This window comes from Candidatus Synechococcus spongiarum SH4 (assembly GCF_000586015.1).
Lineage (GTDB): Bacteria > Cyanobacteriota > Cyanobacteriia > PCC-6307 > Cyanobiaceae > Synechococcus_B > Synechococcus_B spongiarum_F.
Map to the genome: position 1 here is coordinate 1 of NZ_JENA01000089.1, position 6,219 is coordinate 6,219.

The window sequence follows — 6,219 nt, forward strand, 5'->3', positions numbered from 1 at the left end:
TCACGGTGGCGGGGCTGATCTCCACCCGTTCGCTGTGGAGTTGCGCCTGGCTGAGGTCTTCCGTCCGCAGGGGCTGGAAGGTGCCCAGGCCCACATGGAGGGTGATGGCGGCACTGGCCACACCGGATGCCGCCAACTGCCGCCGCAACTCCCTGCTCAAGTGCAGACCCGCCGTGGGGGCCGCCACGGCGCCGGGACGGCGAGCATAGGTGGTCTGGTAGCGCTGCTCCTCCCGGCAGCCGGCCCGGATGTAGGGGGGTAAGGGAAGCTCTCCGTAGGCGTTCAGGAATTGCTCCATGGCCTCCAGTTCCGGGTTGGCAAAGCGCAGGAGACGGGGTCCGCCGTCACCGTGCCGATCCAGCACCTGCACCGCCGCGGACGGCTGCCCTGGGGGAGCCTGGATCTGCAGCCACTCTCCGGGCCGCACCCGCTGACCGGGCTTCACCAGGCCCAGCCAGGTGTTGCCGTGGTGGGGCTCCAGCACCAGGAGTTCCACCAGACCGCCACTGGCCCGGCGGGCCTTCAGGCGGGCCTTCAGCACACGGGTATCGTTCAGGATCAGCAGATCGCCGGGTCGCAGCAGGGCGGGCCACTGGGCCATGGTGGCGTCCCGCCAGCCTGCGCCGGGTTCCACGCAGAACAGTCGCGCACTGTGGCGCGGCTCCGCCGGCGCCTGGGCGATGGCCTCCTCCGGCAGGGTGTAGTCGTAGCTGGACAGGTGGTTGTCCTGGTTCATCCTCCTGCGGGCGCAGTGGTCCAATCCTGCCGGGAAGCCTTAGCCTGATGCATTGGCCGCCCACCATGCCGCCCACTGCCCAACAGCGCATCCTGCAGGTGACAGCCATGATCCCCAGGGGGACTGTCACCACCTATGGCCGTGTGGCGGAACTGGCGGGCTATTTTGGCGCCGCTCGACAGGTGGGTTGGGTGTTGCGCCGTCAGGATCCCGCCGACACAACCATCCCCTGGCACCGGGTGGTCAATGCCACTGGCGCCATCTCCATGAGCACCGGCCGCAACGGCTCCGACTGGATCCAGCGGGAGTTGCTGCTGGAGGAGGGCGTTCCGGTGGACCGGTCCGGCCGTTTGCCCCTGCGGGCCTACCTGTGGATGCCCGATCCTCTCCAAGTCCTCCAGGATCTGGCTGGTGACTAGGCCCATGTCTTCCCTGGACGTGTCCCTTCCCCGTTGGGTGGCCTGGAAGACGCTCCAGAGTGTGGCGGCTGGCGCCTTTGCCGACGTGGCCTTGGCGCGGGAGTTCCGGCGGCACGGCCGCCAGCTTGGCGCGGCTGACCGGGCCCTGGTCATGGAGCTGACCTATGGCAGCATTCGCCAGCGGCGCCTGCTGGATCGCTGGCTGGACCATTGCGGCGCCCGTCCCGCTCAACAGCAGCCGCCGCCGCTGCGCTGGCTGCTCCATCTGGGGCTGTATCAACTGCTCTTTGCCCACCGCATCCCCGAGGCGGTGGCCGTCAGCAGCACCGTTGAGCTGGCCAAAGCCCACGGCTTGGGACGTCTGAGCGCCGTGGTCAACGGCCTCTTGCGGGCGGTTGTGCGTTGTCGCCAGCGGCAGGAGGAGCCGCCACTACCTCGGCAGCCCACCGCCCGCTTCGCAGCCCGGTACTCCCTGCCGGACTGGCTGGCAGACCTGCTGCTGCAATGGCTGCCGGAGCCGGAAGCCGCGGCGTTTGCGGCGCTGATCAACCGGCCGCCCCATCTGGATCTGCGGGTCAATCGGCTACGGGCCACAGTGGACCAGGTGCAGGCTGCATGGGGGGCGGTGGACCAGTCCCTGGCGCCCATTGCCATGGCGCCCCAAGGTTTGCAGATCCCCCAGGGGGTGGGGGCCATGGCCCGGCAGCCTGGCTACAGCACGGGCCAGTGGTGTGTGCAGGACCGGGCCGCCCAACTGGTGGCGCCCCTGCTTCAGCCCCAACCCGGCCATGTGGTGGTGGACATGTGTGCAGCCCCCGGTGGTAAGACAACCCATGTGGCCGAGCTGATGGGGGATCAAGGCCGGATCATTGCCGTTGATCGCTCCGCAGCGCGGCTGCAGCGCCTGCAACGTAACGCCCGGCGCCTGGGATTGCAATCCATCCAGACCCGGTGTGCCGATGCCCGCGCCCTGCCCCGTCTCCATGGCTGTGCCGACCGTGTTCTCCTGGATGCCCCCTGTTCAGGTCTGGGCACGTTGGCCCGCCATGCCTGCGCCCGCTGGCGCCTGAACCCGGCGGCCATTGAGGAGTTGCAGGCGCTGCAGGGGCAACTCCTCAACGAGGCGATTCAACTGGTTCGCCCCGGCGGACGGCTTGTCTATGCCACCTGCACGGTTCACCCCGGGGAGAACCAAGCCCAAATTGACGCCTTGCTCAACCGGCATCCCCATTGGCGCCAATGCCCGTTGCCGGAGTCGTTGCAGGAACTCTGTGGCCACGGCGCCCAACTCCGGCTCTGGCCCCAGCGCCATGGCTGTGACGGATTTTTTGCCGTAGCCCTTGAGCCGGTGACCGCCATTGGGACGTGAGGCTGGGCCTTGCCGTTCAGCCTTGAAACGGTGGGATGTCCCCCAGGTCGAATTCGTTGGTCTCCGGATCAAGGGGGCGTAACGGCGGCGGCTGAGAGGGTGGGGGTGAGGGCCACACCACAGGGGTCTGCCGTTGGCCCCCGGTCTCGCCGCCGTTGTCTCCATGGGGGCTCCCCGGGATTGCCTGTGGTTGGGGCGCCCCAGGAGCAGGGGAGGCGAAGGGTGTTGACTCCTGGTGGCCCCAGGGCAGGATTCTCAGGTTTTGCACCTCCTGGCGCTTCATGGTTTGCCCTATGGATTCCGGCAGAGGCGGGAAGTCCTGCCGGGAAGTGTGGCTACAACCGGCAGCATGAACTGTTTCCAGGTCCAGGCGGCTTCCCCGCTCACCTGTTTGGTATCACGCTCATCGTCGTAGCCATACCAGACGCCCGTAGTCAACTGGGGAATCGAACCAATGAACCAAAGATCACGGTTCCTCTGGGATGTGCCCGTCTTGCCCGCCACGGGACGTTGGTCCGGAAGTTGGGCAGCAATGCCTGTGCCGGATTTCACCACCCCCTGAAGCATCCACACCATGGTGTCGGCCACCTGGGCGTTCAGAACCCGTCGACCGGATCGTCCGTCCCGCTCGCCGTTCCATAACTCCTCCCCATCCGGTCCGGTAACGGTCAGGAAGGGGGTGGGGGCGCGATAGACGCCCCGATTGTTCACGGCGGCGTAGGCCGTGGTCATGTCCAGAAGCGTCTGCTCATAGGCCCCCAGCGCCAGGGGCCAGTAGCGGCCCAACTCCCCTTGCAGCCCCAGGGCCTGAGCGGTTTCAATGACCGGATCAGCGCCGATGCGGGCCATGGCCTGCACGGCGACGGTGTTGACCGAGCGGCTGAGTGCGGTCCTCATGGTGATGGGACCAAAATACTTGTCGCCGAAGTTTCTGGGGCAGTACTCGCCAAAGCATGTGGGCTGATCAAGGAACACCGTGCTGGGGTTCAGTCCCTCCCGTAGAGCAGCGGTGTACACAAATAACTTGAAGGTGGAGCCAGGGGAGCGAAGCGCCTGGGTGGCGCGGTTGAACTGACTGTCATAGAAGCTCTGCCCACCCACCATGACCCGCACCTGGCCTGTGGCCGGGTCCATGGCCACCAGGGCTCCTTGAATTTCCTCCCCTGGGCGATGGTCTTTCATCACCTGCCGGGCATGGCGTTGCCAATCCAGGTTGAGGGTGGTGCGAATGGTGAGACCACCCCGCTCAACTTGATCCAGGCTGAGGACTTTGGGCAGTTCCCGCTCGACCCATTCCGTGAAGTAGGGCGCTGCACTGGCAAAGTGCTTAGGTTCCGCCGGCGTCAGGTTGAGGGGTGTGGCATTGGCCTGGCGCTCTTCCTCCCTGGTGATAAAGCCCGCTTCCCGCATGTTCTGGAGGACGGACCGCCGCTGTCGCTGGGCCAGATCGGGACTGACGAGAGGGGAATAGACGGAGGGCGCCGGGGGAAGACCGGCAATGAGGGCCGCCTCCGGCAAGGTCAGTTGTTCGGGGCGCTTGGAGAAATACACCCAGGCCGCATCCGCGGCCCCGTAGGCATTGGACCCCAGGTAGACGTTATTGACGTATTGCTCAAGAATTTTCTCCTTGCTGAGTTGGCGTTCCAGCTTGAGGGCCAGGAGCGCTTCTTTCACCTTGCGAACCAGGGTTTGCTCCTGGCTCAGGAACACCATCCGGGCCAACTGCTGGGTGATGGTGCTGGCCCCTTCCCGAATCCCCCGTTGTTGCACGTTGCTGACCAACGCCCGGGCCACCCCCCAGCCGTCAATGCCCCCATGCTCATAAAACCGGCGATCCTCCGCGGCAACAAAAGCCTGCTTGAGTTGTTCGGGCACCTGACCGTCGGGGATTTTGTCCCGGGTGACGGGGCCTTGCTGCTGAATGATCTGCTCATTCAGATCCAGCAACGTGATGGTTTGGGGGCGGTGAAAACTGCCCAGTTCCTGCACGTCCGGCAACTGGGAATCTGCCATGTCGATTGCTGCCCCCAGGCCCGCCGCCCCCAGAACCCCAAGGGCCAGGCCTACGGCTGCGGTTCGGCCCAGCTTATGCTGCTGGGAAAGTCTGGGGTGCGCCACGCGAAGAGGGGGAGGGCAGCGGAGCGATCAGGGAAGCCAAGGGAGATCCACCCTAGGCCAGGGCCAGGGTGCTGTGCCCCAGCGCCACGGCGCTGACCAACATGCCCAGCACCAGGAACGGTTGGGCGCTGGCCTGGTATTGCACATCAAAGCGCAATGGATCCCGCAGCAGCCAGATGTCTTGAAACACCATCTGGGGAATGATCAACAGCACAAGGACGGCGCCCGCCAAATGCTGTCCCAGGGCCATGAGCACCACGGCGATGAGAAGCTGAAACCCGTCCATCAAGGCGGCAGACACCCAACTGGCCGTCTGGGGACCCAGCAGCACGGGGAGAGACTGAAGTCCCAACTGACGATCTCCCGCAATGCTCTTGAAATCATTCACCACGGCAATCCCCAGCCCCGCCAGGCTGTAGACCAGGGTCAAGCCGATGATGGGCCAACCAAGGTGGCCGAACAGGGCCTGCCCGGCCCACCAGGGCAAGGCAATGTAGCTGGCGCCCAGGGCGTAGTTGCCCAGCCAGCCGTTCTGCTTGAGCTTGATGGGGGGCGCAGAGTAGCAGATGCTCACCAGGGATCCCCCCAGGGCCAGGAAGAAGAGGGTGGGGGTGGCGTGCTCTGCCCAGCGGTCCAGGCCCCAGGCCAGGGCCAGGCCGCCAACCAGCAGAACGATGACCTGCACCCTGACTTGAATCAGGGAAATGGCCCCGGAGGGGATGGGACGGTAGGGCTCGTTGATGGCGTCAATGTCCCGGTCGTAAAAATCATTGATGGTCTGGGTGAAGCCCGCCATCAGGGGGCCACTGAGGGCCATGCACAGCAGAACCGCCACCAGGTTGTCCCAGCGCCACTGGAAGTTGCCGGAGGCGGCGGCGCCGCAGAGTACGCCCCAGATCAGGGGAATCCAGGTGATGGGCTTCATCAACTGGAGCCGGATGACCCAGACGTTGCGGCCGCGGGATGCTTCCTTCATGCCCAGCAACTGCCGGGCGTCCGTGGTTTGTCCCATCAGACCGGGGCAATTTCGTCGTCAAAGAACCAGCAGGAACTGCCGTCGGGGAAGGTAACCACCACGCCAACGCCACTGCCGTCCGTCATCTGAAAGCCCGTGACTTCACCGATGTTGTTGGCTTGCAATTTGTTCAACAGATCCTGGGGAATGCGTTCACGCACACGGGTGACCTTGACGGTTGTGCCGAGGTCGATGGCCGCCTGAGACATGGAGTTGCGGATCACGGGGTGCATTAGCCACCTTAAATGCCTATTCTCTCCACGTGGCTGATCCTGAGGCGCCGATTCCACGATGGTTGCCAAACGCATTGTTCCCTGTCTGGACGTGGCGGCAGGACGGGTGGTCAAGGGGGTCAACTTTGTCGGCCTCCGGGATGCGGGGGATCCGGTGGCGCTGGCCAGCCGCTACGACCGGGCTGGAGCCGATGAACTGGTCTTCCTGGACATCACCGCCAGCCATGAGGACCGCCGCACCCTGGTGGACCTGGTGCAGCGCACGGCCGAGACGGTCTATGTGCCGTTCACGGTGGGGGGCGGCATCCGTGACCTGAAGGGCATTACGG

Annotated in this window: 8 protein-coding genes; 3 read left to right on the plus strand and 5 right to left on the minus strand. The window is 65.3% G+C overall.

Annotated elements, in window-relative coordinates:
- Positions 1-736, minus strand: a 736-nt coding sequence (locus tag BG35_RS0105355; protein ID WP_025782017.1) for an S-adenosylmethionine:tRNA ribosyltransferase-isomerase, incomplete at its 3' end; no start/stop codon positions are given.
- Between the two features lie 65 nt (positions 737-801).
- Here BG35_RS0105355 and BG35_RS0105360 point away from each other — a divergent pair.
- On the plus strand, positions 802-1,155 hold the full coding sequence (locus tag BG35_RS0105360) for an MGMT family protein (protein ID WP_034417255.1): 354 nt from the start codon (positions 802-804) through the stop codon (positions 1,153-1,155).
- A 4-nt stretch (positions 1,156-1,159) separates the two neighbouring features.
- On the plus strand, positions 1,160-2,524 hold the full coding sequence (locus BG35_RS0105365) for a 16S rRNA (cytosine(967)-C(5))-methyltransferase (protein WP_025782019.1): 1,365 nt from the start codon (positions 1,160-1,162) through the stop codon (positions 2,522-2,524).
- 16 nt (positions 2,525-2,540) lie between these two features.
- Here the strand turns inward: BG35_RS0105365 and BG35_RS13335 are convergent, their stop codons facing one another.
- From BG35_RS13335 to petP, 4 genes are read right to left on the minus strand one after another with little or no spacing between them, the layout of a single operon-like run.
- On the minus strand, positions 2,541-2,807 hold the full coding sequence (locus BG35_RS13335; protein ID WP_173399738.1) for a hypothetical protein: 267 nt from the start codon (positions 2,805-2,807) through the stop codon (positions 2,541-2,543).
- Between the two features lie 8 nt (positions 2,808-2,815).
- Entirely contained in the window at positions 2,816-4,642 is a 1,827-nt protein-coding gene (locus tag BG35_RS10490) for a transglycosylase domain-containing protein (RefSeq protein ID WP_051506159.1), read from the minus strand.
- Positions 4,643-4,694: 52 nt separating this feature from the next.
- Complete coding sequence (chlG, locus tag BG35_RS10495; RefSeq protein ID WP_034417252.1) at positions 4,695-5,654, minus strand: chlorophyll synthase ChlG; 960 nt, start codon at positions 5,652-5,654, stop codon at positions 4,695-4,697.
- Positions 5,654-5,866 (minus strand): cytochrome b6f subunit PetP, encoded by a 213-nt coding sequence (petP, locus tag BG35_RS0105380; protein ID WP_025782020.1) that lies wholly within the window; start codon positions 5,864-5,866, stop codon positions 5,654-5,656. Before petP ends, chlG begins: the two co-directional genes overlap by 1 nt.
- Positions 5,867-5,948: 82 nt before the next feature.
- Here petP and BG35_RS0105385 point away from each other — a divergent pair.
- On the plus strand, positions 5,949-6,219 hold a 271-nt coding region (locus BG35_RS0105385; RefSeq protein WP_025782021.1), incomplete at its 3' end, for a HisA/HisF-related TIM barrel protein.